This is a genomic window from Kribbella sp. NPDC051587 (genome assembly GCF_044453945.1).
Lineage (GTDB): Bacteria > Actinomycetota > Actinomycetes > Propionibacteriales > Kribbellaceae > Kribbella.
The window spans coordinates 1-1,454 of sequence record NZ_JBITDE010000027.1; the positions used below are offsets into that span (position 1 = coordinate 1).

1 protein-coding gene is annotated in these 1,454 nt (G+C 67.3%); it reads right to left on the minus strand.

Features of this window, described 5'->3' with window-relative positions; genetic code table 11:
* Window positions 1–23: 23 nt before the first annotated feature.
* Entirely contained in the window at window positions 24–1,343 is a 1,320-nt protein-coding gene (locus tag ACIA49_RS41830) for an ISL3 family transposase (RefSeq protein ID WP_396383931.1), read from the minus strand.
* Window positions 1,344–1,454: the final 111 nt, after the last annotated feature.

Below are 1,454 nucleotides of genomic sequence, written 5' to 3' on the forward strand. Positions count from 1 at the left end.
GGCTCTCCTGTCGTATGTGTGGGTCAGTTTCGTGCGGGGAGGGTGGGGTGGTGGCGTCCGAGGCGGAGCATGGCGAGGGCGATGAGGGGTTCGGCTGTGTGGAATCCGAAGGCGGTCCGGGTGAGGAGGCGGATCTTGGTGTTGACCGATTCGACTGGTCCGTTGGAGAGCTGGTGCTGGATCGAGGCCAGGATCCGGGTTTGATGGGCCTTGATGGATTTGGCCAGGTTGGTGAACGCGGGGATGCGGCAGCGGCGGGCCCAGTTCAGCCAGCGGTCCAGGGCTTCGGGGGCCTGGTCGGGTGGCAGTTGGAAGATCAGCCGTAGGCCTTCTTTGAGCAGATAGGCGCGGTAGAGGCGGGGATCGGTGGTGGCGATCCATTGCAGCTTGGCCTTCTGCCGGATGGTCAGGTTGTCGGGGTTCTTCCACAAGGCGTAGCGGGAGTTCTTCAGGCCGTGGGCTCGTTCGCGGCCGGGCAGTGACTGGGTGCGGCGGGCCCACCCGGTCAGTGGTGAGGGTTCGGTGCGGGCCAGTGCGCGGGCCTCGTTCCAGGCATTGATGCGGACCCGGCTCAACGCGTCGTTGGCCCACTTCACCACATGGAACGGATCGATGGCCCGGATCGCCTGAGGGCAGGCCACGGCCACTTCTTCGTCGATGTAGCCGGCGCCGTCGGCCGACACGTGAGTGATCTGCGCGCACCGGTCGGGACCGAGCCGGTCGAAGAACCTGCGCAAGGTCGCGCGATCGCGGCCCTCGCCGGCCCACACCAGGTTCCCGGTGTCGTGATCCACGACCACGCTCAGGTACTTGAAGTTGCGCCGGTAGGAGATCTCGTCGATCCCGATCCGGCGCAGCCTGTCCAGCCCGTCTCCGTCCCCGGCGGCTTCGGCACGGGCCTCAGCTGCGCGCCAGACCCGGGCGATGATCGTGCCCACCGTGCGCCACGCCACCCGCATCAGTTCAGTGGCGGCCGCCTTCGAGGTCCGGGTCGCCAGCCAGGCGACCTGCTGATCGAAGCTGTGAGTATGTCCCGCATCGTGGGCCGCCCACGGCACGTGAGCCACCACGACCCCGTGCTCACGACAACGAACCCGGGGCGCGTCGGCCTCCAAGAACATCATCGCGACACCATGATCCAGCGCCCGCCACCGCCGCCGCCCGCCCCCGGCGTCATAACCCGGACACCGCCTCCGGCACCGCCCACACCGCCCACGCCGCGTGGCCACCGCCCGCACATGCGCGACCAGCACCCCATCCCCGGGACCATCCTCGAACACCACTGTCTCCACGACCGTGTGCTCCACACCGAGCAGACCACGCCATAAGCTGACACCACACACGCCGTTCCTCCGCCACTGGTTCCTGTTCCTCGACAGCTCAGAAACCTAGGCAGAGAACGGCGTGTGCTCATTCAGGCACGCAACAACACCCACACATACGTCACAAGAGCC